The organism is Aphanothece hegewaldii CCALA 016 (genome assembly GCF_003007785.1).
GTDB lineage: Bacteria > Cyanobacteriota > Cyanobacteriia > Cyanobacteriales > Microcystaceae > Chroococcus > Chroococcus hegewaldii.
Window position 1 is genome coordinate 273,495 of the sequence record NZ_PXOH01000002.1, and the last position, 23,526, is coordinate 297,020.

24 protein-coding genes are annotated in these 23,526 nt (G+C 38.0%); 11 read left to right on the top strand and 13 right to left on the bottom strand.

Features of this window, described 5'->3' with window-relative positions:
- Positions 1-34: 34 nt before the first annotated feature.
- On the top strand, positions 35-898 hold the full coding sequence (gene trhO / locus C7H19_RS03230; protein WP_106455441.1) for an oxygen-dependent tRNA uridine(34) hydroxylase TrhO: 864 nt from the start codon (positions 35-37) through the stop codon (positions 896-898).
- Between the two features lie 48 nt (positions 899-946).
- Entirely contained in the window at positions 947-1,663 is a 717-nt protein-coding gene (locus C7H19_RS03235) for an LmeA family phospholipid-binding protein (protein WP_106455442.1), read from the top strand.
- Positions 1,664-1,803: 140 nt separating this feature from the next.
- Here the strand turns inward: C7H19_RS03235 and C7H19_RS03240 are convergent, their stop codons facing one another.
- Positions 1,804-2,382 carry a globin family protein gene (locus tag C7H19_RS03240; RefSeq protein ID WP_106455443.1) on the bottom strand — a complete coding sequence of 193 codons (579 nt, stop codon included), beginning with the start codon at positions 2,380-2,382 and terminating at the stop codon, positions 1,804-1,806.
- 232 nt (positions 2,383-2,614) lie between these two features.
- On the opposite strand from C7H19_RS03240, the gene C7H19_RS03245 reads away from it, so the two are divergent.
- Positions 2,615-3,271 (top strand): HEAT repeat domain-containing protein, encoded by a 657-nt coding sequence (locus C7H19_RS03245; protein ID WP_106455444.1) that lies wholly within the window; start codon positions 2,615-2,617, stop codon positions 3,269-3,271.
- A gap of 116 nt (positions 3,272-3,387) precedes the next feature.
- Here C7H19_RS03245 and rne read toward each other — a convergent pair whose 3' ends face one another.
- Together rne and C7H19_RS03260 are read right to left on the bottom strand one after the other, a co-directional pair.
- Positions 3,388-5,364, bottom strand: a complete 1,977-nt coding sequence (gene rne, locus C7H19_RS03250; protein ID WP_106455445.1) for a ribonuclease E — start codon at positions 5,362-5,364, stop codon at positions 3,388-3,390.
- Positions 5,365-5,946: 582 nt separating this feature from the next.
- Positions 5,947-7,107 carry a cysteine desulfurase family protein gene (locus C7H19_RS03260; protein ID WP_106455447.1) on the bottom strand — a complete coding sequence of 387 codons (1,161 nt, stop codon included), beginning with the start codon at positions 7,105-7,107 and terminating at the stop codon, positions 5,947-5,949.
- A gap of 320 nt (positions 7,108-7,427) precedes the next feature.
- Here C7H19_RS03260 and C7H19_RS03265 point away from each other — a divergent pair, with 320 nt between their 5' ends.
- The gene (locus C7H19_RS03265) at positions 7,428-7,619 is read left to right on the top strand and encodes an antitoxin AF2212-like protein (protein WP_106455448.1); all 192 of its coding nucleotides are present in this window, start codon (positions 7,428-7,430) and stop codon (positions 7,617-7,619) included.
- Positions 7,620-7,723: 104 nt separating this feature from the next.
- Here the strand turns inward: C7H19_RS03265 and C7H19_RS03270 are convergent, their stop codons facing one another.
- The 8 genes from C7H19_RS03270 to C7H19_RS03305 all read right to left on the bottom strand — a co-directional run bounded on the left by C7H19_RS03270 (position 7,724) and on the right by C7H19_RS03305 (position 17,305).
- The gene (locus C7H19_RS03270; RefSeq protein WP_181280515.1) at positions 7,724-8,653 is read right to left on the bottom strand and encodes a glycosyltransferase family 2 protein; all 930 of its coding nucleotides are present in this window, start codon (positions 8,651-8,653) and stop codon (positions 7,724-7,726) included.
- 2 nt (positions 8,654-8,655) lie between these two features.
- Positions 8,656-10,119, bottom strand: coding sequence for a lipopolysaccharide biosynthesis protein (locus tag C7H19_RS03275; protein WP_106455450.1), 1,464 nt, complete (start codon positions 10,117-10,119; stop codon positions 8,656-8,658).
- Positions 10,116-10,904 carry a DUF6817 domain-containing protein gene (locus C7H19_RS03280; RefSeq protein ID WP_181280516.1) on the bottom strand — a complete coding sequence of 263 codons (789 nt, stop codon included), beginning with the start codon at positions 10,902-10,904 and terminating at the stop codon, positions 10,116-10,118. The genes C7H19_RS03275 and C7H19_RS03280 overlap by 4 nt, the downstream gene beginning before the upstream one ends.
- A 7-nt stretch (positions 10,905-10,911) precedes the next feature.
- Positions 10,912-12,102, bottom strand: a complete 1,191-nt coding sequence (locus C7H19_RS03285) for a glycosyltransferase family 4 protein (RefSeq protein WP_106455452.1) — start codon at positions 12,100-12,102, stop codon at positions 10,912-10,914.
- Between the two features lie 12 nt (positions 12,103-12,114).
- The gene (locus C7H19_RS03290) at positions 12,115-13,170 is read right to left on the bottom strand and encodes a glycosyltransferase family 2 protein (RefSeq protein ID WP_106455490.1); all 1,056 of its coding nucleotides are present in this window, start codon (positions 13,168-13,170) and stop codon (positions 12,115-12,117) included.
- A gap of 49 nt (positions 13,171-13,219) precedes the next feature.
- Positions 13,220-14,674, bottom strand: a complete 1,455-nt coding sequence (locus C7H19_RS03295) for an NAD(P)/FAD-dependent oxidoreductase (protein WP_106455453.1) — start codon at positions 14,672-14,674, stop codon at positions 13,220-13,222.
- 26 nt (positions 14,675-14,700) lie between these two features.
- Entirely contained in the window at positions 14,701-15,696 is a 996-nt protein-coding gene (locus C7H19_RS03300) for a glycosyltransferase family 2 protein (protein ID WP_106455454.1), read from the bottom strand.
- Positions 15,697-15,880: 184 nt separating this feature from the next.
- The gene (locus C7H19_RS03305; RefSeq protein ID WP_106455455.1) at positions 15,881-17,305 is read right to left on the bottom strand and encodes a dihydrolipoyl dehydrogenase family protein; all 1,425 of its coding nucleotides are present in this window, start codon (positions 17,303-17,305) and stop codon (positions 15,881-15,883) included.
- An 86-nt stretch (positions 17,306-17,391) separates the two neighbouring features.
- Here C7H19_RS03305 and C7H19_RS03310 point away from each other — a divergent pair, with 86 nt between their 5' ends.
- From C7H19_RS03310 to C7H19_RS03335, 6 genes are all read left to right on the top strand, one after another.
- On the top strand, positions 17,392-18,285 hold the full coding sequence (locus C7H19_RS03310) for an energy-coupling factor transporter transmembrane component T family protein (protein ID WP_106455456.1): 894 nt from the start codon (positions 17,392-17,394) through the stop codon (positions 18,283-18,285).
- Positions 18,286-18,310: 25 nt separating this feature from the next.
- Positions 18,311-18,919 carry a Uma2 family endonuclease gene (locus tag C7H19_RS03315; RefSeq protein WP_245927256.1) on the top strand — a complete coding sequence of 203 codons (609 nt, stop codon included), beginning with the start codon at positions 18,311-18,313 and terminating at the stop codon, positions 18,917-18,919.
- Positions 18,920-18,961: 42 nt separating this feature from the next.
- A complete protein-coding gene (locus C7H19_RS03320; RefSeq protein WP_245927258.1) occupies positions 18,962-19,570 on the top strand; it encodes a Uma2 family endonuclease in 609 nt (202 codons plus the stop codon).
- A gap of 13 nt (positions 19,571-19,583) precedes the next feature.
- Complete coding sequence (locus C7H19_RS03325; RefSeq protein WP_106455457.1) at positions 19,584-20,936, top strand: anthranilate synthase component I; 1,353 nt, start codon at positions 19,584-19,586, stop codon at positions 20,934-20,936.
- Positions 20,937-21,237: 301 nt separating this feature from the next.
- Positions 21,238-21,507 carry a transcriptional coactivator PipX gene (gene pipX, locus C7H19_RS03330; protein ID WP_106455458.1) on the top strand — a complete coding sequence of 90 codons (270 nt, stop codon included), beginning with the start codon at positions 21,238-21,240 and terminating at the stop codon, positions 21,505-21,507.
- Positions 21,508-21,640: 133 nt separating this feature from the next.
- Entirely contained in the window at positions 21,641-21,850 is a 210-nt protein-coding gene (locus C7H19_RS03335; protein ID WP_106455459.1) for a glycogen debranching protein, read from the top strand.
- A 4-nt stretch (positions 21,851-21,854) separates the two neighbouring features.
- On the opposite strand, the gene clpS is transcribed toward C7H19_RS03335, so the two are convergent.
- Positions 21,855-22,148, bottom strand: coding sequence for an ATP-dependent Clp protease adapter ClpS (gene clpS, locus C7H19_RS03340; RefSeq protein ID WP_106455460.1), 294 nt, complete (start codon positions 22,146-22,148; stop codon positions 21,855-21,857).
- A gap of 94 nt (positions 22,149-22,242) precedes the next feature.
- Complete coding sequence (lexA, locus tag C7H19_RS03345) at positions 22,243-22,848, bottom strand: transcriptional repressor LexA (RefSeq protein ID WP_106455461.1); 606 nt, start codon at positions 22,846-22,848, stop codon at positions 22,243-22,245.
- Positions 22,849-23,055: 207 nt separating this feature from the next.
- Here lexA and C7H19_RS03350 point away from each other — a divergent pair, with 207 nt between their 5' ends.
- Positions 23,056-23,493 (top strand): DUF4079 domain-containing protein, encoded by a 438-nt coding sequence (locus C7H19_RS03350; RefSeq protein WP_106455462.1) that lies wholly within the window; start codon positions 23,056-23,058, stop codon positions 23,491-23,493.
- The last annotated feature ends 33 nt before the right edge of the window (positions 23,494-23,526 follow it).

The following is a 23,526-nucleotide window of genomic DNA, read 5'->3' on the forward strand; positions in this document are numbered from 1 at the left end:
CCCTAAAAAAGATCAATCCTTTTTTTCAACTTTCATGACTCAAGTTGTCGCCACCTTTTATAAATTTGTCAATCTCCCCGACTACAAGGAAAAACAAGCATCTCTTTTAGAATGTTGCCAAACACATCAGATCAAAGGTACTATTTTACTCGCTTCTGAAGGAATCAACGGAACGATCGCCGGCTCGCGTCATAGCATCGATCAAGTATTATTGTACTTAAAAACCGATCTACGTTTAGCCGATCTCACCCATCGGGAATCTTTAGCGAAAGATCCTCCCTTTGAACGGATGAAAGTTAAACTCAAAAAAGAAATCGTTACCCTCGGAGTCAGCGAAGTCAACCCAAATGAACAGGTAGGAACCTATGTTACACCGCAAGAGTGGAATAATTTGATTGAAGATCCAGACGTATTAGTCATCGACACCCGCAACAGCTACGAAGTGGATATCGGAACCTTTAAAAACGCAGTAAACCCAAACACCCACTCATTCCGAGAATTTCCCGACTATGTAAACCATAACCTAAACCCCAACCAATACAAAAAAGTAGCCATGTTTTGTACTGGAGGGATACGCTGTGAAAAAGCCTCATCTTTTCTGCTAAAACAAGGATTTACCGAAGTTTATCACCTCAAAGGCGGAATATTGAAATATTTAGAAGAAATAAACCCAGACGAAAGCTTATGGGAAGGGGAATGTTTTGTCTTTGATGAAAGAGTTGCAGTAACACACGGTTTAGCCCAAGGAAGTCACCAGATGTGTCTAGGTTGTGGACATCCCATCAATGATACCGATCAAGCGTCGCCACACTACCAAGATGGCATATCTTGTCCATATTGCTACGATCGCCTAACACCCGAAAAATATGCCCGTCAGCAAGCGAGACAACAACATTAACAAGAATGCTATATTTAATGGTTAAACGTGTGTGAGTGTGTGAGTTAGATGCAAATTAGTTCAAAAAGTAGCATTATTAGTAATGTCTTATCGCCTGCTGTTAAAATTTGGTTGCGATCGCAAGTCGAACAAATCGAAGAATTAGATATCCGTATCACTGGGCAAGATCGTCAAATTATTAAAGGATATATCCCCAGTGTTTCCCTTTCTTCTCACCAAGCAATTTATCAAGGATTACATTTAAGAAAACTCAATTTACAAGGGGACAATATCCGAATAAATATCGGACAAATTATTAAAGGAAAACCCCTACAATTATTAGAACCCATACAAGTCACTGGAGACATTAGACTCTCGGAAAAAGATATTAATAATTCTATGTCTTCACCTTTATTATCAAGTGCATTCAAAGATTTATTAGTATTTCTTTTAAAATTTCAAGGTATTTCCGACGCGAGAGCAATTTTATCGACCTATCAACTAGAATGGCAAAAAGTTACTATCGGCGATAATTTATTTACACTCGATGGCTTTAGTATTGATCAAAAAGGAAATAAATCACCCCTAAAAATTAGTGCAGGAATCAAACTAGAACCGCCTAACACATTATGGATTTTTCCGAAAACTATTCAACTCATGCCCGAATTCTCAGCATTAACTTTCCAAGCCTTTAAAATTGAGCTAGGAACCGATGTCGCCTTAGAAAAAATGAGTATGACTGAAGGAATATTAACCTGTTATGGTCAGTTATTAGTGAGAAATTAATTAAAGTTGGGTTTGGCAACCAAACCCCTACACAACTTATGCTGAAATTAAATGCTCAAAATAAGGACTTAAATTAGCTTGCTCATCTATTAGTGAGAAATTAATTAAAGTTGGGTTTGGACTCCCTACTCCTACACAACTTATACAGTAGTAAACTGTTTCATTGCTGAAATTAAATGCTCAAAATAAGGACTTAAATTAACTTGCTCATCTTCAGTAAATTCCTGCAAACCGAACACTTTTAAATTTGACAAACCTAAAACCATTGCCTCAAGAGGGACACGCAATTCTTCATAAAGTAATTGCATATTATTTAACCCTTCCTGACTGGTATATTCTATTTTACTGGCAGCAATTCCATAAGTTATACATCTCAAGAAATGCCAGTAATCTCGCCAACAAGCCTCAGCCCTAGCAGGAGGATATAAATCGCCCCCAGGTTCAGTAATATTGGGAAATGTTTCTAAGACTTTTTGTCGTGCTTTAGCAATAATTTCAGGGGCTTTATCCCGTAATAATTGAGCTTTGGCTAAACCCGTTGCCGTTTCAGGAGAAAGCATTTTAATGTGTTCGCTATCAGAATCACTTAAATAAATTCCTTGATCATCGGCTTTTTGAAAGATTGAAATAACTTCATCAGAATAAGAGTCTTTCCAGTGAGAAAAACTAACAATTCTAGACTTAACGATTAATTCTTTTGCTCTTTCGCTTAATTGCATAAATTTTCTGAGATTGGTTTAATTAAATGAATTGAGTATTTAGATTGATTCGACTCATAAAGAATCATTCGGTAATCTCTTCTTGTATTTTCTCAGATTTAGCTACCAATATCAGTTAATAAGACCCGAAGCACTGAAATAAAATACGGTTATAACCCCTCTTTTATCTTCCCAAAACACGTTAGTGTAAGTAAAGTAAAGATTAAAGAGTGTATAAGCCAATACTCCCCTTATGGACATCAATCAAATCGAAGCATATTTATCTGATACTGACTCACAACAGCGTCTTAAAGCCATTGTCGAATTGAGAAATTATGAACCCGATGTCGCTGTACCCCTACTTTTGACAAAAATACAAGATCAAGAATTTTTAGTCCGTTCCTTTGTCGCAATGGGTTTAGGGCGAAAACGTACCGCAGAATCTTTCGCCGCTTTATTAGAAATGATGAAGTTTGATCGAGATCCTAATGTTCGCGCTGAAGCATCTAACTCATTATCTCTGTTTGGTGATGTATCTGCCCCTCATTTGCGATCGCTGTTCGTCCAAGATGATCACTGGTTAGTCCGTCGTAGTATTCTCGCAGCAATGACCGAATTAAACTCACCAGAGGAAATTTATGAGACTTGTGCTTATGGTTTAACTGCCGATGACGAAACCGTACAAACTTCATCTATTGATGTTTTAGGATTATTAGCCAATACAGCGAAACAAAACGAAGCCCTAAAACTACTTCTATCAATGGTAACAAATCCATCATGGCGCATTCGTTTTCGTACCGCCAAAGCATTAGCTAAATTCTCTGTTCCTGAAGCACTCGACGCATTAAACTATCTTAGACAAGATGAAGATCATCGAGTCGTTGGCGCAGTTTTGGAAAGCTTACTCTAATAAAATAATAATTTGTAGGGGTAAGGATTCTCAACCGCCGAAGCGCGCGATCGCCTCTTGAAAGGCGGTGCATTCCCCACCCCTACAATGTGTAGCCGACATTCAAAAATTTAAGCTTACGCTTCTTTAGCCGAAGAACGACGACGACGACGACGAATTACTGGCCCCGATTCTTCAGAATCGATATTGTCTTCATTTTCCTCACCAAGCAATTCTAAAGGTTCGGGTTTATCCTGATTAAGATCTTTATTTTCAACAATAGGCGGAGTTTCTACTATACTTGGTGGCGGTGGTTCAACTGTTACTACTTCCTTATCGCTACTTTCACCAGGAAGTTTAACAGAAACAACCACAGACTTAGGCTCTTTAAATTCCCGATTTACTAAAACAAGAGGCGAAATTCCCATCCGAGAATAAACATCCTGTTCTAAAGGAGTCATTTCGACTGAAACTCTTTCGACTGGAACTTCTTCGCGGCGCGTTTGTCTAATGGTGCGATCTCTTCTATCTCTCTCGCCTCGCTCATTTCGCTCTCTATCTCGTTCTTCAATTCTCGGCGGCTCATATTCGGGTACTGGCTCTGAGTTCGTCGGATTAACATAGGGTTTATTTCCGACTTCATCTTTAAATAATAAGTCAGCACGACGACGACGACGACGACGGTTATTATTATTTCCTTGGTCTTGATACGTCGGGTGATAGAGTAGCTCTAATTGAGGGCTAGTCTCTTCGGTTTCAAATTCTGAGAAATTATCAAAGTATGCGGGTTCTGGATCTGATGAAGGTCTGTCGATGACTCTAGTAGATGCGACTGATGGCGGGGCAACCGCAGGAATCTCTAAGGCGATGAGTTCAGTTTCTCCAGGAAGATGAGCTAAATGCCCTAATCCGCCACAATGAGGGCAAATTTGACCAAAAAGTTCATAAATATTTTTTCCTTGGCGTTTACGAGTGAGTTCAACTAATCCGAGTTCTGAAAGTTGAGCAATTTGGGGTCTAGCTTTATCGGCTTTGAGTTCGCGGTTAAAGTGTTCGAGTAGTTTGAGTTGATCTCGTCTTGCGTCCATATCAATGAAATCAACCACTATAACCCCGCCAATATTCCGCAAACGTAGCTGTCGCGCAATTTCGGTAGCCGCTTCACTATTGGTCCAAAGAACAGTTTCACGAGCGGTCGCCGAACGAGTAAAAGAACCAGAGTTGACATCGATGACAGTTAATGCTTCTGTCGGTTCGATGATAATATAACCACCCGATGGTAAATCGACTCTAGGTTTTAGGGCTTCTCGAATCGCTGCATTTACTCGGAAGTAATCTAAAATGGACTGTGTTTCCCGATGATGATCAATGTAAACCCCTTCGGGTGCGCGTCCACCGCCCCAGTTAATCAGTTGTTGTTTAACACGTTTCACGGCAGCAGGCGTATCGACGACAATTCGATTCACCTCTGAGGTATACATATCCCTTAAGACGCGCTGAATAAAGTCGTCATCTCGATTGAGTAAAGCAGGGGGACGGCTACTCACAGCTTGCTGTTGAATGGTTTCCCATTGTTTGAGGAGAGATTCTAAATCCTCCATGATGGCTTCTTCGGCTTTGCCTTCTGCTTCTGTCCGTACTAATAAGCCCATACCCGCCGGTTTGACTAAAATCGCCAAAGCCCTTAACCGATTTCGTTCATCATCACTTTTGATGCGTCTAGACAAGTTTACACCACGTCCATAGGGCATCAAAACTAAATAACGTCCAGGTAAAGTAATATTTCCAGTTAGACGCGGGCCTTTATTGCCTGTCGGTTCTTTCATGACTTGTACAAGAACTTTTTGTTGTGGGGCTAAAAGTTCTGTAATGGCACCGGATGTCTTTTTCAGACGTAATGGACCTAAATCAGTTACATGAATAAAACCGTTTCTTTCTGCATCCCCAATGTTGACAAAAGCAGCATCAATTCCAGGGATAACGTTTTCTACTAATCCTAAATAAGAATCACCAACCTGTTGATTACCTGTGGCCACAACTAATTCTTGTATTTGATCTTCCCAGAAAACTGCTGCAAGATGATGCTGTTCGGCAATAATAATTTGTTTTGGCATTTAATTTCCTCGATTCTTTTTATAGCAAATAGGGACAGCCCACATCGGCTGTTCATTCCACTAATATGATTTGAATCACTTAAATAAAGTGATTAGTACACCTGATGAGCAGTAAACTAAATTCTACCCATCTTTTTTGTAGTTCTGAGCAACAGGACTGTTTAATAAAAACAGTTTTTTTCTCCGATTTAAAACCAGGATTCTGCTTTCTTTTTGAACTCGGAATGTCCAATGCGAGAAAATCATCATCCTTCGCTTTCGTTCGTCGTGATCTCTCCTTGATAAAACTGACTGAATGCAAGTTTTGAAATGATTGCTTAAATCTAAAAAAAGTCAAAAAATACAAAATAAACAAAATTTCAGATTGCATTCAATTGTCCTTTGACTGATCTTGCTTCTATAAGGAAGAATCTTCTATGGCTTGAGAACGTTTAAATAGCGCTCTTTAAGAGTGTTGGCTAATCTTGCCTCTGGAGCCACCGTAACACAAGGATGGTGCTATTTTCTAAAAAGATTTTAACTAGAATATAACCTGAAAGAGCCACAATTGACAAGAGAAAATCCCTCAAGATCTATCAATACTTATAATGTTGCTCCTCTAAGAGATTGAATTGTAGCGATCGCACTTGACGCGACCTGCTCAATTTCCGAGAGCGTATTAAAGCGACCGATCCCAAATCTTAAAGAAGCATAAGCTAAGGCTTCTGGATGACCCAAAGCGGTTAAGACATGAGAAGGGGTGTTAGAAGTGGATGAACACGCGGAACCCGAAGATACTGCGACCACTGATTGTAATCCTAATAATAATGCTGAACCGTTGACACCAGCCACACTCACATTAAGATTACCCTGTATTCGCTTTTCTCGATGTCCATTCAAGTATATACCTTCTAGCTGACTTAATTTGTTCCACAGTGTCTCTTGAAGTAGACGCAGATGTTTTGTTTCATCAAGCATTTGTGCTAGTCCAATTTCAATCGCTTTAGCAAAACCGACAATACTAGGGGTTACCAGTGTTCCCGATCGCAGTCCTTTTTCTTGTCCTCCCCCTTGGATCTGAGCCGCTAAACGCACTCTCTTGTTACGACGACGCACATAAAGCGCACCAATTCCCTTCGGACCATAAACTTTATGTGCCGTTAAAGAAACAAGATCTAAGTTCATTTGTTCTACATCAAGGGGAATTTTCCCGATCGCCTGTGCTGCGTCAGTGTGAAACAAAACTTCATGTTGGCGACAAATTGCCCCAATCTTTTCTAGTGGTTGAATCACGCCAATTTCGTTATTAGCCGCCATTACAGAGACTAAAATTGTATCAGGTCGAATTGTCTTTTCGAGTTGTTCAAGATCGAGCAAACCATCGGCTTGTACAGGCAAATATGTAATTTCAAAACCAAGACTTTGAAGATACTGACAAGGATCTAAAACGGCTCGGTGTTCAGTTTGAACGGTAATTATATGTCTGCCCTTAGTAAAATAAGCTTCCGCAATACCTTTGATCGCTAAATTATTTGCTTCTGTCGCACCACTGGTAAAGATAATTTCTTCTGGACTACAGTGAATTGCTGTCGCTAAAATTTCTCTAGCTTTCTTAACTGCGGCTTCAGCTTCCCACCCATACAGATGAGTAATACTAGAAGAATTCCCGAAATATTCTGTAAAGTAGGGCATCATTGCCTCTAACACCCGTTGATCCATTGGGGTCGTGGCATGACAGTCAAGATAAATAGGTCGAACTGACATAAATTACTGTGATCAAGATCACAACTGATCTGTGATAACTACTATTGCTAATCAGACAAGGATAGAGAACACTAAATACTATAAACTCAGTATCTATGAGTTTCTTCTCTCCCAGATAGATTGCTCTCATCAGTAAGATAGAGTTTGTCCCAATGCAGCGCTCCAACAAAACGCTTTGTAAGAGTGTTAGTGCAGTGCAAGTCAAACATCTTCTATCAATCTCGTAAGTCTTGTAACCTCTTTCAAGGGGTCTAGTCTTGAGCGGAATGTGAGAGCAGTTATTTCCTTCTTCTTTCTATTCTAATCGTTGAAGGTATGTTATGACTCAAAAATTAAAAGCCATTTATCGAGATGGTACTTTTATTCCTCAAAAAACGTGTCATTTACCTAATAATGCAGAGGTTGAGTTGACGGTGAAACATTATCAAAATTTTAATTTAGATATTATCGATCCTGAAGCGAGAAAAGAAATTATGAAATCTCTTCTGCTCCGGATGCGTCGAAATAATTAAATTTCTGCAATCATTCGTCATTTTCCCTCAGTTCTGTGTCAATGCCCTCGTTTGTTTGATTTTAGTTCCATTTCTTTTTCCTTGGAGTAAGCAAGCTAATTTTTTCAGGATTTGGTTAACCAATTTCTACTGATTATCTGTGACTTTTTTTTGTGTTGAAAATTTGTCCAAAAAAAACCAGAAATATTAGCAACTTGTGAAAGAAAAAGGAGAAAAGCAAGAGGAATTTTAGGAAGAGGGGCAGAAATCTTAAAGGGATAGAGTAATAAATCGAGATAAAAGCTAAATGGTTCAACTTTAACCTTTTGTTGATTGCGCTGCGAACGGACTTGATGAAAGTAAAATGCACCACAACCATAATTAAAATGTTGTCGCCAAAATTTTGACAAAGTTAAATGATGAGAATGATTAATAATTGCTTTGGGTAAATATTGCATTGGATAGTTATGAAATAACCAGCGATCGCAAAATTCTCGATCTTCTCCTGCTGCTAGAGGAAAATTAGTATCAAACCCCCCAACTGTTTGAAAAAGTTCTTTAGATAAAGCAAAGTTATTCGATGTAAAAAAACAAGCTTGCTGAGAATCTGTATTATAATAATCATAAAGATAATCGACTAAAAGTTGACTGGCTTCTGAATATAAATTTTTTGAAAGATAGTTAATTGTATGACCCCCTAATAAAGCCGTAGAATTTTTTTCAAAACCTTGGGAAAATATTTTTAACCAGTTACTATCGACTTGACAATCATCATCTGTAAAAACTAAAAATTCTCCTTGTGCTTGACTCGCTCCTTTATTTCGTGCCGATGCCGGGCCAGCATTATTTTGTCTAATTAGTTTAATTTGTAACTTTTCTTTAAAATTATTAACGATCGGATCGAGTGGTTCAACACTTCCATCATCGACAATAATCACTTCAAACTGTTTGTATGAAAAATCTAAAAAAGTCAAAGATTCAAGACAAGTTTTTAATCGTTCAGGACGATTATAAGTAGGAATAATAATAGAAAATAATAAGTTTTTTTCATTCATAATTAAGTCTCAATTTTTTTACGTGAAGTGGCTATTTTAACAATTTCAATGATTTTTTGTATGATGTCTGGTGCAATTAAATAAATGGCTAACCCATAAACAACCGCACCAAATAAAGAACCAAATATAAGAATAAACACTGGAGAAAATAACCAATAGTTGAATAAAATTTTTAGAGAATAAATGACTAAAATCATAATAACAGAACCGACAAAAGAAGGAATAAACTGACGTAAATACTCACCCCAAGTAATCTTTAATAATTTACTAATTGCCCATTGTCCAACAGGAAAAGCGAGATAAAGACGAATGACATAAGCCCAAGTTACTGCTACAATACCAAATGGATAAGCAATTAAAAAACCAATTAAATTAAAAAACATTTTCAAAAGTCCTAACTGAAACCACCAAGAAGGTTTATTCATAGCCACAAAAACCGAAGCTGTAAAATAAGTAACTGAGCGCAAAAGTCCCATCAAAGATAGAATGGAAATTAAAGGAATAGCTGATAACCATTGTTGACCAAAAAAAACAATAATTATCTCAGGAGCAAATACAGCAATTCCTGAAAAAGTGGGAAAAGCAATTAAGCTTGTAAATTGCGTCGCTTGAGAGAAAGCTCTACACAGTCTTTCAGGCTCATTTTGCAGCCGAGAAAATGCTGGTAAAGCGATATCTTGACTCGTTTTAACAACAACTTGAGTAACAATAGAAAAAATCCGTGAGGCGAGGCTATAATAACCCAAAGCAACCGCGCCCAGAATATATCCAATTAAAAAATCATTAGCTTTATCATTAAAAAAACTAACAATTTTAAACCCAAAAATATGAATACCAAAATTAGATAAATCTTGATAACACTCTCTAGAAAAATACCATCTAGGTCGCCAGTCACTCACCTTCCATAAGACAATTGTTCCCACCGTAGCTTGTACAATTTGCTGTGTTACCAAACTCCAAACACCATAGCCTCTCAAAGCCATTACAACCCCAATAAAACCCCCGATTATAGTCCCAAAAAGCAAACGAGTAGCAATCACTTTAAAAGCAAATTTTCGTTCTAAGAGTGCTTGTTGAACTTGGGATAAGGAAAAAATAAAACATAGCAATGAGAGCCATTGAACCACTAAAGTAAGTTGGGGTTGATGGAAAAAATCAGCAAATAAAGGGGCTGTCATCACTCCAAAAAGAGTCATCAAAACACCAATAACCAAAGTTGTCCAAAAAGCAGTATCTAAATAATCTTGATCTAATTCTTGTCTTTGGATAAGAGATTGAGTAAAACCTTGTTCTAAAAAAATTTGTAAAACAGCTAAAAAAACATTAGCCATCGCCACTAAACCAAAATCTTTGGGTGTTAATAAACGAGCCAGAACAGCAAAAATAATCAGAGACAGAATTTGATTTCCTAAACCTTGAGCCGCCGACCAGAATACACTATTAATAACCTTCTGTTTAAAGCTCATATTTTGGTATTTTTCCTCTTAAAAAAAGAACGAGCTAACAATTTAAGATTAGTAATTAGGCGGTTTATCAAATAATAAAACCAAGCTGGTAATTGTCTTTGACACGATTTCGGAAGAACCAAACTCGAAAATTTTTGACCCGTTGGGTTACATAATTCTTGTGGAATAGTAGCTAAAAGTGTTTCTTGTAAAACATGAGCAATTTCAGTTCCTAAAGCTGGATAACCTAATTTTTCGGCCATTTCTACCAGTAAATAAGAATCATGCTCCTGGTAAAGTTGATGTTTTGATTCACCACAATAGAGTAACCCAAAATCTAAATATTCTTCTAATTCATTGGCGAGCCGAATTAATAAAACATCTTGTGCAATCGCATCCAATTCATCAAAACGACGATAAATCTCGGAAATTTGCTGAGTATTCCAAGACAAAGCCGTATAAAGAGTTACATACTCTTCAACATCTCGACCGACAGCCTGTCTAACCCGTTCCCGTTTCCTATAATTAATACCTTGTTGACCAAAACCCCCGAAATCACCTTGAGAATAGACAGCATGTAAAAGACCTGCGGCAACCACTTTAACCGAAACCTGAAAACTCGCTAAGATACTAGCCGTTCCTACTAAATGAGCAATAAATGTCTTACCAGAAGCACGAAACTGACCCGTAAACAAGTTTAATATTAGCTGATAGGATGCGGCAATCAGTTTAAGATCATCGTCAGTATAATCACTTAAACGAAGCTGATGATAAAGTTGTAAATTGGTTTGTGCATAGCGATACATAGTCATCCTAAGCGTAATACTGCTGATAAATTTGCTGATAGAGTTCTAAAAAATGTTCAGTCCGTCGATTTTCGCTAAAGTGAGTTAGAGCGCGTTCACGGCCCGCTTGTCCCATTTTTTCAGCTTTTTGAGGATTAAACAATAACTCAACTAAAGCATTAGCCAGTCTTTCAACATCATTAGGAGGAACGAGAAAACCCGTAACACCTTCCTTAACAATTTCAGGCTGCGCCCCAACTGCACTAGCAATGACGGCCGTTCCGCGCATCATCGCTTCAGTAGTCACATTTCCGAACGGTTCATCCCACAGAGACGGAACCACCTGTACCCAGGCTGAATCAAAATGGTTTTCTAACTCAGTTCTTGAAAGGTGTCCTAACCAGATAATGTGTTGAGAAATCCCTAATTTTTCCGCTAAATTGACAAGTTCTGTTTTTTCGTTACCTTGTCCAGCAATTAATAAACGCGCTTGGGGTAATTTGGCGACAACTTGAGCAAAAGCTTCTAACAAAACCTTAACGCCTTTTTCTAAAGACAAACGCCCCGCAAAAGCAACGAGAGGAGGGTCACTTAAAGGGGGACGTTTAGGACGCTCAGGGACACCATTATAGACCACTTGTACTGGTTTAATTCCTTCGGCTTCAAGTTTATTTTTCATGCCATAACTAAGGGCGACGACTAAATCAAATGCTTTTCGCCATTTTTGCCATAGTTGACGTTGTATCATCAAAATAAACCATGATGGCGGTGTTAAACAGCCCTGACGCAAACAAGCTAAACCAGGTTTATCCTGACAGGGCGAGCCATCGGGTAAGATTTTTTTGCCAGTTGGACAAATTGCTCGATACATCGCCGTTTGGTACAGACAGGGGACATCTTTGAGTAGAGGTAAAATCAACGGTGAAAGTTGTCCCATAAAGATTCGGACGTGGACAACATCGGGTTTAAAATCATGGAGAATTTGACGCAAATATAGATATGCAGACGGATTGACCGTTTGTGAAAGAACTTGCAATTTAGTATTTGTACCGAAACAACAGTAATCTGATAAAACTTCTGTATTAGCAATCGGACTAATTGAGCTAGAAAGCAGGCGAACTTCATGACCTCGCTCACGAAGTCCTTGGCGTAAAGACAAAATTTGTAGTTCTGCCCCTCCTGTTGCTGTCCCGAAATCATTCAGTAAAAGAATCTTCATAAAACAAGGCTCTTAATGAACAGAGGAAGTCTCTAAAACTCCTTCAGATAAAACAGAAACGTCATTTTTAGGCTTAGATAAATAGCGGTGTTCATACTGTGTGGTTAAGTAACGATTCAGTAATTTTTCAACTGGGGCAAACAGTCCATACATAACTATTTTGTTGAATAAACGGTTTTTGCTGCCAAATGTTACACGTTCAACTAAAGGCTGCAAAATTGTTTTTCTCCGTCTCCAACCTAGAGCCTTATACTTATGTTGGAAATAAATATCTTCATCTAAATTCCATTTTTGCCGTAGATGATTTAGGCTTTTTAATTCCCAATCATCACTCCATCTGAGCATATAATAATGCCAGTCCGTCCAATCTAAAGGAGGGCCTGAAACATAGGTAACAATACTATCCGCTTCAAAATAGACAGTTTCTCCAAGCTGTCTAACCGTCATACAGAAGTCAAGATGCTCTTTAGTATTCATGAATTTTTCATCAAAGAAACCCGTTTGTTTAAAGATTTCTGTCCGAACTAACATACAGTGAAATTCACATAATTCTGTTATTGTTCTGGTTAATTTTGTTTTGATTTTCTGAACTTGATGCCCTTGTTTGTACATTTTTTCCCTTAAGCGTGTTCTTCCTTTAATATCGGTAAAAATGTGGGCTTCTCCTCCTGCAAAGTGGACTTTTTCATGGATGGGCTGTTCTTGACACATGAGTGGCCCAACAATTGCTGCGCCCGTCTCTTCGGCACATTCAACTAATGCACTTAACCAACCTGGAGAGACAACAATATCATTGTCGGCAAATACAACATATTTTGTATCAACTTCGGCTAAACCAATATTTCTCGCCCGATTTGGCGTAAGATAATAATCTGTCCGAATGATTTTAAATCCTTTTTTTTGTGCTTTATTTTCCAAATATTCTTTAATCTGAATCGGTGAATTTCCATCCACATAAATTAGCTTGAAAGGAATATCGGTATATTGATAAATACTCTCTAAAGATTCCCTAACGTAGCTAAAACGCTCACGAGGGGAAACAACAATGGTTACTTGAATATCAGTCATTAGAATTGAATCTCCTTCCATTAAACAGAATTAATAATCTAAAAATATATTAGACTCCTAATGATTGTTCTTCCTTGCGCTTTTTCCACTCTTCTTGAGTAAATTCTTCATGATAGGAACGTTCCGTATTAACATCCCATAAATCGTGTTTTTCCCCCATAATATTTTTAGCTGCTAGAATTGCTGTTAGCATCGAGTGATCTTGGTTGTTATAACGGTGCATTCCGTTTCGACCAACGGTTTGTAAGTTTTCAAAAGTTTTGAGATATCCTTGAATAACATCTAGATGTTGATGGTAGTCTCGATCATAAACAGGATAAGCTTTCTTTTGACGAATTACGGTTCCATCTTCGATCGCACTCGCCTTCACTAATCCTAATTGAACGAGTTCACTATTAGCTAAATCGAGCAATTCTGTATCAGATAAATTCCATAACTTATCTCCTTCACTACAAAAATATTCCATCCCTAGACAGGATTTACTCGCGTCAGGAACCATTTTCGGACTCCAATTCTTAAAATTTTGAATCCGTCCAACCTGTACTTCAGGACTATGAATATAAATCCAATTATCAGGAAAAAGATCAGGGGCATCAACGATTAATGAAACGATGAGAAAATCTCGATATGATAGCGATCGCGCTGCTTGTAAAACGGCTTCTGGAGGGGCTGGATCTAGACGTTCTAACAGTAATGTAATGGGCATACTCGAAATAAAATGCTCACCTGTAATTTCAGTTAATTCCCCATCACAACGAGCAATAATTTTTTTGATTCGTTGACCTTCTCGAAAGATGCGAATTACTTTAGAGTGAAGACGAACTTCACCCCCTTTACTGTCTACTATTTCTTGACAGCGTTCCCACATCATGCCTGGTCCCAAAATGGGGTAATCAAATTCTTTAATTAAACTTTTTGCATTACTTTTACCAAACAAAAGATTAATCACTGCTGCTTTGAGAGACATTCCTTTAATTCGTTGCTTTGCCCATTCTGCTTGTATTTTATTACAAGGAATTCCCCAAACTTTTTCCGTATAAGTTTTAAAAAAAGTTTTATAAAGACGTTCGCCAAAACAATGTGTTACCCATTCTTCAAAAGTTTGCGGCTCTGGACGAGCGATCATCGCACTTATTTTTGATTTAAGATAACTCCAAAGAATTAAAGCACTATTTATTAATCCCAGATTCGCTAAAGTATTTTTAAACGAAAGTGGATAATCAAAAAACTTATCTTGATAATAAATTCTCGACAGACGTGGCACTTTAATAAAATCGTCTTTTAAAATTTCTTGCCAAATTTGGTTGACTTCTCCAACCTTAGTAAAAAACCGATGACCCCCAATATCGAACCGATAATCCTTGTAGACTTCTGTCCGCGCAATTCCTCCCACTTTGTCCGATGCTTCGAGAACAAGTGGTTTAAAACCCTGCTTAACTAATTCGTAAGCTGCTGTTAATCCAGCAGGACCGGCTCCAATAATCACGACAGGATAATGTTCCATATAAAGTAACCAATATAATGACTGGACTAATCCGCCAAATTTGTTTTAATTATGGGGTAAGACCCATAATAACGAATCATCCCAATGGCAAATGCTAAACCACTATAAAAGAAGTACAGCCAGTGCCAAGGTATCATCCGAATAGTAAAAATTATCCCTCTTTGGTGGTAAAAAAAACGGTAAACCGAAAAATTAATTATAAATAGTGTGACCATAATTCCTAAAACAAGTAACCATAAATATGACCACCACAAAGCCGCCAAAAATGATACTAAAAGACTATAAACTAGAATAACGCTAATTCGACTAGACCACTGTAAATTAAGATCATTTTTTAACTGACGATGGCGCAAAATTAGATTAGTCCAAGGAAGGGCGCGATAAAAAAAATCGGCTCTAAGCAGTGAAATTACATCCCAACGTTTTAGGTGTTTAACTTGTATAGTTTTGCAAAGTTTAATGGAATATCCAGCTATTTTGAGGCGATAACCCAACTCAATATCTTCAACACAGGGAAGACGGTAACTTTCATCAAAACCACCTATTTTTAGGAATATATCACGTCTAATCGCACCACAAGCACCCCAAAAAGTGGAAGCTTCTTCACTTCCTGTCTGATGAGTATAGTGATGAAATAAGTTTTTATATTGAGATAAAAAATTACTCGCCCCAGGTTCGTCGTCATATGAACCAATTGCGGCGGCCAGTTCAGGTTCTTTTAAAAAAAGTAAATTGACTTGAGGAATGGTATTCGCATTCACTGTCACATCAGCATCGATGAAAAATAATACATCTCCTGTAGCAATTTTTGCTCCCTTATTTCTGGCTTTGGCTGGCCCTGATGCTGAAGAATTTCTAATTACCTTTGCTCCAAAAGATTCCGCTAAATCACCTGATTCTTCATCACCATCAGCTACGACAATAATTTCGGTTTCTGCGCTCGCAAATTGCTTTAAACTCGATAAACAGTGTTGAAAAGCTTCGCCCCCTTTGTGGACGGGGATAATAACTGATATAGACATTTTTCGCTCACCACTCCTGTTTATTTTGTAATGGATACTAGCAAAACATGAACACGAGTTTTGCTCATTATTTGCTAACAATGATTTTTTTTTATCTACCAAAAGATAGATATAACCGTAAATTTACTGATCTTGGGTTTTGATTAAGCACATTTACTCAGTAAATTTACTGGGAATAAGTTTTTTACCTACTCCATCCACGTAGCAAGCTAAAGAATTTCTTTAGTATATTTTGTAATCTTACATTTTTAGCATATTTTTGCTTAGTAAACAAAAGTGCTGCTTTACTATTGACTTCAGATAAAGTCGGGTAAACGTGAATTCCACTTAATGCCGAAACGGGTAATTTATGTGTCATAGCTAAAACAATTTCATGGATAATTTCCCCGGCTGATACCCCCACAATATGACCGCCCAAAATTTCGCCATTACTACGAGTAATAATCTTCGCAAAACCCTCGGTTGCATTTTCAGCTTGAGCGCGATCAACATGATAAAAGTCTTGTTTTAAAACAATAACATCTTTATATTGTTCTTTTGCTTGTTTTTCAGTTAGTCCAACTCTGGCGACTTCTGGCTCAGTAAAAGTTGTCCAAGGAATAACTCGATAATTGGTTTTTTTCAATGGAAAAAACAGCGCGTTTTGAATAACAATACTTGCTTCATATCCCGCAACATGAGTAAACTGATAACCACCAATTACATCACCACAAGCATAAATTTTTGGATTAGTGGTTTGTAATTTTGAATTGACTTGGACTCCTTTGTTATTAAACTCAACTCCAGCAGCTTCTAAATTTAATGATTCAAGATTTGGCGTTCTTCCAGCAGATACTAAAATTTCGTCAACACTAATTTTTGTATTTCCGAGATCAAGGACTTTTTGATTGTGATTTATTTCAATTTTTACAACTTTTGAATTGTTGATGATTGAAATACCTTCTTTAATAAATTGTTGTTCGACAACTTGAGCGACTTCGGGATCTTCTTTACTTAATAAACCGTTTTGACTCGAAATTAAAATAACTTCTGTACCTAATCGATGAAAAGCTTGTCCTAATTCACATCCAATGGGACCAGCACCAATAATAGCTAAAGATTTGGGCTGATGGTTTAGGGTAAAAACTTGTTCATTAGTTAGATATCCAGCTTCTTTTAAACCTTCAATGTCTGGAATGGTCGGACGAGACCCAGTAGCAATAACAAAGGCTCTAGCTGTTAGTTTTTGCCCATCAACTAAAAAAGTTTTTGAGTCAATAAATTGACCATCACCAAAGATAACATTTACCCCTAAACCGCGAAATCGCTCAGGTGAGTCATTGGGTTCAATGGCTCGGATCACATCTTGCACATAATGAATAGTCTTAGTAAAATCAATGTCTGGCGGTTGAGTATAAATCCCAAAGCGATCGCTATGTTTTACCGAGTAAGCAATTCGAGAAGCTTGGATTAGAGATTTACTCGGTACACAACCAAACCAAAGACAGTCGCCACCCAGTCGGTGTTTTTCCACTAAAGCAACTTTCGCCCCTGTTTGAGACGCAGCACTCGCAACAACTAACCCAGCAGATCCCCCACCAATAACTACTAAATCGTATTCAACTGTCATGATTTTCCTCTAACATTAATTCTAATTAAAGTGGAGTAAGATGAAAACTTGAGGGCAAAACTCTCCTATATCAATAGGCTAGAACAATGGATTTACTGCGATCTCTCCCCATCGGACTTTATTTAGAAAAACCCATCACCTGGCTACATCAACTCGATCCAAGAGTTAAACTCATTTGGTTAATGACGTTTTTAGCTGCACCTTTGTTAGGTAATCCTTGGTGGCGTTTAGGAATAGTGGGTTTATTGATCTTATTAAGCGGTGTATCGGCTATTCCTTGGCGTGTTTGGCGACAACAGATGGGCTGGTTATTTATCCTCGCGGTTTTAGTTTTCATCTTAACGTCTTTGACTCCCGATGGGTTAGCGGTAAATTCTCAACCTAGATTACCAAATTCTGAATTATCCTTACCCCCGGCGAGTGATTATCAATATGTTTTGTTTAAAGGCGATTTGTTGAACATCACAAAATTTTTAGTCACACGACGCTCATTAGAATTAGGGGTTAGAGTCAGTACACTGATTTTTACACTGATCCATAGTACTAATCTTTATCTATTAACCACTGCACCCGAAGAAATCACCACAGCATTAGATCGTTTGATGTCTCCTTTACGTCGTTTTAAACTTCCCATCACAGAAATTGTCTTAACTTTAACTCTGTCTTTGCGGTTTATTCCTCTGGTTTTAGAAGAAGTGCAAAATTTAATTCGCTCGATTCGGACTCGTGCGATTAATTGGCAAAAGTTAGGATTAAAAAGAAGTTTACAAATCTGGTTAATGGTGGTTGAAACTCTTTTGGAAAATTTATTATTACGGGCTGAACAAATTGCGACAGCGATGGATATTCGAGGTTTTACAAGTCCTAATGAACACCAAGTACAATGGAATCAGTTACGCTTAAAACAACGCGACTGGCTGGCAATAGGTGTTTTAATTCCGTTTTGGTGCGCTCGATTTATTTGGGGTGGCATGAGTTAGAAAAAGGTTTTTAGGAGTAATAGCAATGGTTTTAACTCAAGATATTGATACAGAGATTTTGCCGTTAGTTGTGCAGTTTCGTCCAGTGATTGAAATGACGGATGATCAATTCGGTGAGTTTTGTCAGATTAACCGCGATTTGCGGATCGAACGCACAGCAGAAGGAGAAGTGATTATTATGCCACCCGTTTATTCAGAATCAGGGGAAAAAAATTTTAATTTAACTGGACAATTAGCTGTCTGGGTAAAACGTGATGGTACGGGCAAAGGATTCGATTCTAGTGCGGGTTTTACTTTACCCAATGGTGCAGTACGATCGCCTGATGCTTCATGGATTAAAAAAGAACGTTGGGAAGCAATTAATAATGAACAACGTCAAAAGTTTGCCTCGATTTGTCCCGATTTTGTTGTGGAGTTGAGATCTCAAACCGATAGTTTGAAAGTCTTACAAAAAAAGATGCAAGAATATCTTGACAATGGTGCGCTTTTGTGCTGGTTAATTGACCCAATCCAAAAAAAAGTTTATATTTATCGTCCAGATGCTGAAATGGTTTGTTTAAATAATCCTAAAACTCTTAGTGGTGAGCCAATTTTGTCGGGATTTGTCTTAGATTTAAGCGAAATTTGGGATTAATAATTCACTCTTTTCAGAAAAAGGTTTTTAGGAGTAATAGTAATGGTTTTAACTCAAGATATTGATACAGAGATTTTGCCGTTAGTTGTGCAGTTTCGTCCAGTGATTGAAATGACGGATGATGAATTATGCGAGTTTTGTCAGATTAACCGCGATTTACGGATCGAACGCACAGCAGAAGGAGCGATAGTTATTATGCCACCAACAGGCTCAGAAACAGGCGGAAGAAACTTTAGTTTAACTGGACAATTAGCGGTATGGGTAGAACGTGACGGGACGGGAAAAGGATTTGATTCTAATACAGGATTTATTTTACCTAATAAAGCGATGCGATCGCCTGATGTATCTTGGATTAAAAAGAAACGTTGGGAAGCCATTCCTCATGAACAGCGTCAAAAGTTTGCGCCGATTTGTCCCGATTTTGTTGTGGAGTTGAGATCTCAAACCGATAGTTTGAAAGTCTTACAAAAAAAGATGCAAGAATATCTTGACAATGGTGCGCTTTTGTGCTGGTTAATTGACCCAATCCAAAAAAAAGTTTATATTTATCGTCCTGACGCTGAAGTGGTTTGTTTAAATAATCCTAAAACCCTTAGTGGTGAACCAATTTTGTCGGGATTTGTCTTAGATTTAAGCAAGATTTGGGATTAATAATTAACTTTTTATGATTTCTCATTGGTATTGGCGATCGCTTCCTCTTCATCATCGCACAGGTTCAGAGATCTTTGAACGACTCTATCAAAAAGAGACCATTGCAACTCTTTTAGAAAGTCCTTACCCAACTCCAAAAGATTATCCTGATCTTTGTCGTTATTCCATTTGTGCTGGTTCGCCGCGACAAATGTGGACTCCCAAAATCGGGGAAATTTTGCCTTTTCTCAATGGTTTATTAGCTTCTTCCCCTAGTTTATCCTCATTACCTGACCATTTGCCTTTTATCGGTGGTTGGTTAGGTTGGTTAGGTTATGATTTAGCTTGGGAAATTGAAAAGTTACCCAAACAAAACTCAGATCCTTTACCATTTCCTGTAGCTTACTGGTATGAACCCGAAACCTTTGCCGTTTTGGATCATATTGAACAAATACTCTGGTTAGCAGCGACCAATCAGACAGATTTAGATCGTTTAGAATCTCTATTAGAAAAAGATACCGCACCTTATATTAAAAATACCATTGCATCGCCACCGATCGCGTTTTGTACGGAGCAAGCTGACTATGAAGCATCTGTAAGATCCGCCCTAAAATATATTAAAGCGGGTGATATTTTTCAGACCAATCTTTCTTTAAGGTTTCAGACGAAAACAACTGCCGATAGTTGGCAGATTTATCGTAATCTACAACAGATTAACCCTTCTCCGTTTGCGAGTTATTGGCGAACTCCTTGGGGTGTGGTGGTGAGTTGTTCTCCCGAAAGATTAGTAAAACTGGAAAATAAAAAAGTCCAAACTCGCCCTATTGCGGGAACTCGCCCTCGTGGGATGACAACAGAAGCGGATCAAAAGTTGGCTTTTGAATTAAAAGCGAATGTGAAAGAACAAGCTGAACATATTATGTTAGTAGACTTAGAACGCAATGATTTAGGGCGATTCTGTCAATGGGGGTCGGTTTATGTCGATGAATTACTGACGATCGAGCGTTATAGTCATGTCATGCACTTAGTTAGTAATATTAGTGGGATCTTGCATGACAAGTACAATAGTATTGATATAATTCGCTCGTTGTTTCCGGGGGGAACTATTACAGGATGTCCCAAAGTGCGTTGTATGGAAATTATTGAAGAGTTAGAACCATTAGGACGTAGTTTATTTTATGGTTCTTGTGGCTATCTAGATATACGAGGCAATTTAGACTTAAATATTTTGATTCGGACGTTGTTACTTACGCCCCTTAATGAGATTTATCAGGTTTGGGGACAAGTTGGTGCGGGAATTGTGGCTGATAGCGATCCATCGCTAGAATGGTATGAGTCACTTAATAAAGCTGAAGCACAATTAGCCGCTCTTAGATTGACTCTTTAAGCGTGATCATAGTTCTATTTTTTCGTCCGTTTAGCTTAAAATTAATTTATATTCTGCTCAATTTTTCTGATCTTAATTAAAAAGCAAAAGTGAGCCGAAATAAGATAATCTATATAAGTCGTGTAGATAATTAAGTGTTTGTGTAGGCTTCATCATAGGCTTAACTCAAATAAAATTAGTTCAAAATTAGCTTAATTATTTCATCAATTCCTGACATTTGCTTGATCTTTGCTTAATTTGAATTTGATCCTTTTTCTACCAGAAAGCGATCGCAGTGATGTCGTTTAGTGTGTAACCTTTGATGAGTAACGAAATTTATCTTAACCACCCAACTTTTGGTTTATTATACAGAGTATGCGTTCTCGATGAAGCTCAAGAAATATTTACAACTCTTTATGCTCAACGTCTTTTCTTTTTGGTGAAGACAATGGCTCAAACAGTCTCTTTTGACTCGATTAGTCGTTCCGATGCTCGTCTGTTAATGGAGAGTCGTTTACGCCAGTTACGTCGTGACAATTCTACGTCAGAATACACGACTTTGTATGCGATTTATCAGCGTACTTTTCCTTAAAGTGGAATCACTAAAAAAAGTGGCAGATTAATACACACACACACAAAAAGTACTGAGTAAAAGCTATCTCGTTTTCGTAGTTTCAGCAAAGTGTTATTCTGGTCAGTAGAAGGACGATTCAGGAGAAAAAAAGATGACGATTTGGGTAAATGAACAAATTGATCCTTGTGGGCTTGTTTACTCCTGTCTTGCCTGTCGTGATGAACAAGCAGCCCAAGATTGTCATCAAACGTGGTCAAAGAATCTGACCGAAGAACAAAAACAACAGGGATGGATTGCAAGACTAAGAACGGTTGAATCTTGGGATGAAGTGCCAGTCAATGCGCTTAAATTAAGTTATTAATTTTTTAGGCGGCCTCAATTGGGGCAAGTGTTAAACCTTCACGACGTAATTGTTGATGATAGAGTTCTGCTTGTTCTTGAGGCCCTGTCCAAACGATCGCCATTCCTTCAAAATGAACTTGATTTGTTAAACTCCACGCTAAATCACTGGTCATTCCGGGTATATATTTCATTAAGCAGTTAGCAACGTGTTCAAAGGTATTAAAGTCATCGTTTAACACAATGACTTTATAGTTAGGATAAGGTTTTTGGATGACTTGTGTCGATTGACTAGGGGCTACGGTAGAAGGATTGGGCATTGTCAGTTATCAGTAAACAGTTTACAGTCAACAGTTTACAGTGAATAGTAAACATATTAATAGGCTTCCTGCTCACTGATAACTGATATTTGTTTTAAGCGTAGCCGCGCCAAACTCCGACTAATATCCCTTGTACTTCTACTTGATCAGCCATAATATCAATGGGCTGATATTTAATGTTAGAAGGTTTTAGGGTAATCGTTTCACCTTGTTGATAGAAACGCTTAAGGGTTGTTCCATGTCCAGCAACTCTAGCGGCGACAATTTCTCCATTACCAAGAGATTCATCGGCATTAAGAGAACGCATAATCACGAGATCGCCATCAGCAATGAGATCCTCGATCATGCTATCCCCATTGACTCGCAATGCGAAACAATTACGTTGCCCAAACATATTGGATAAATCCAGCTTTTCTTCAACATCGGTAAAAGTTTCTACCAAGCCGCCAGCCGCGATCGCACCTAGAACGGGTATTCCCTGCGCGGGGGGGCGTAAAATACGAATGGTACGGGCTTTTCCTTCCGTCCAATCGATATAACCCTTGGATCGTAATCGTTCAAGACGACTTTGGATCGGCGCAGGAGATTTGAGATTCATCGCCCGCATCATCTGACGAATTGATGGCGCGTGTTGAGTTGACCGAATGTATTCGATCAACCAGTCATATAACTCTTGTTGAGCTTGAGTGAGGGATTCCATTGAATTTCCTCTGTTAGATCGTTTAATAATTAATTCAGTTAAAATTTAATTTAACTGAACTTGTTTTTATTTTAGGACATTCGTACTATTTTAGACAAATTTTTTTAGCAAATTGTTGATAGCAAAATAAGTTAACAATAAAGGCTTCAAAACTAGGAATTGATCAACAATGATAATTAGCATTTATTTAGTAAAGGATGATTTCCCTTGAATTTACCCTCTTTTCTTTGGCTGTGGAAAATTGCCGCTTGGTCAATGGGTTTATCTCTTTTTGCCTACAGTTTATTGGCCATCAGTGGGTTAACGATCTTTAATCGTCGCATTTCTAAGCGTCCTCGTCCAACTTGGTTAAGACCTTTGCACTACACAATTGGCGGTATTTTGGTTTTTCTGGTTTTATTATTACTCGTTGTTGGCATTGTTGGCACATTGGGTCATTACGGAAGTTTAGGCCATTCTCCTCATATGATTGCTGGACTCATGGTTGTGTTGCTTGTTTTGGTCTCGGCAACCAGTGGCTTAATGATTTCTCGTCAATATCCTATTTGGCGTACGATTCATGTCAGAACTAACCTGATTCTGTTTTTTGGCTTTTGTTTTGTTACGGTTACGGGTTGGATTGTAGTTCAAAAGTATTTACCTTGACATACTCCGGGCCCCCATTCGGCTAGGATTCTG